This is a genomic window from Antrihabitans stalagmiti, assembly GCF_016482825.1.
GTDB classification, from domain to species: domain Bacteria; phylum Actinomycetota; class Actinomycetes; order Mycobacteriales; family Mycobacteriaceae; genus Antrihabitans; species Antrihabitans stalagmiti.
In genome coordinates, this window is record NZ_JAEMNV010000040.1 from 1 (window position 1) to 1,357 (window position 1,357).

At 63.0% G+C, this 1,357-nt stretch carries 1 pseudogene; it reads left to right on the plus strand.

From position 1 onward, the window contains the following. Window positions 1–52: 52 nt before the first annotated feature. Window positions 53–1,327: pseudogene (locus tag JGU71_RS29590) on the plus strand (IS3 family transposase). The last annotated feature ends 30 nt before the right edge of the window (window positions 1,328–1,357 follow it).

Consider the following 1,357-nt stretch of genomic DNA (forward strand, 5'->3'; position numbering starts at 1 on the left):
TGAACCATCCCGGCTTTGATGCACACCTTCCCAATTGGAAAGGTGACTGCTCATGTCGAAGATTTATTCAGCCGAGGTTCGTGAGAAGGCGGTTCGTCTGGTGCTCGAGCATCGCGGTGACTACCCGTCGGAGTCCGAGGCGATCCGCACCATCGCCGAGCGGATGTCGTTGAAGGCCGAGACGGTACGAGTGTGGGTCCGCAAAGCCGAATCGAACCGAGGACCCTGCGCCGGCCACGTTGCCCGCCGAGGCTGAGGCCGAGCTGAAGGCGTTGCGCCGCAAAACGCGGGAGCTGGAGCAAACCATCGAAATCCTCAAGGCCGCAACGTCTTTCTTCGTGCGGGAGTGCGGCCCGCCACACAAGTGATCTGCCGGTTCATCGCCGAGCATCGCGCTCGGTTCGGGGTCGTACCGATTTGCCGGGTGCTCACCGAGCACGGCGCCAACATCGCCCCGAGAACGTTCTACGCCTGGTCCAAGCGCCCGTTGTCGAAACGAGCACTCTGGGACGCCACCATCACCTCGGTGCTGGCGTCGTACTACGTCGAGCATGACGAGCGCGGACGGCGAAAGCCCGAGTCGCTGTACAGGTCGTTGAAGATGTGGGCTCACCTGCAGCGTCAGGGCATCGAGGTGGCCCGCTGCACCGTGGAGCGGCTGATGCGCGCCAACGGCTGGCAGGGTGCGACCAGAGCCCGCACGGTGCGCACCACGGTGCCCGATCCGTCGGCGCCGCGGCCACTGGATCTGGTCGACCGCAACTTCCGGGTGCAGCGCCCCGACAAGCTCTACGTCGCCGATTTCACATATGTCAGGATGGTGCCCTGCTTCGCATACACGGCGTTCGTTATCGACGCGTTCGCGGGCACGATCCTCGGCTGGGAATGCTCGACGTCGAAGGAAACCGCGTTCGTGCAACGGGCCGTCAACCAGGCGGTCGCGTTGCGGTCCATGCAAGGCAACCCGTTGCAGAGCAACACTATTCACCACTCGGATGCCGGTTCTCAGTATACCGCGGTCCGGTTCGGGGAGACCTTGTTCCTCCAGGGTTTGCTGCCGTCGATCGGATCGGTGGGCGATGCCTTCGATAATGCCCTGGCCGAGACCACCATAGGGCTCTACAAGGCCGAATGCATCGCGGCGGACTCACCGTTTCGCACCGGGCCGTTGCGGACCGTCGGCGACGTCGAGGAAGCCACCTCCGCATGGGTGGCGTGGTACAACGCGCAAAGGCTCATGCACCGCCTGGGCCGGATACCGCCGATCGAGTACGAAACGGCGTACTACGCTGCACACCACGGCAATCAACCGATAACACACAAATAAAAATGTGTGCATCAAACGCGGGACGGTTCA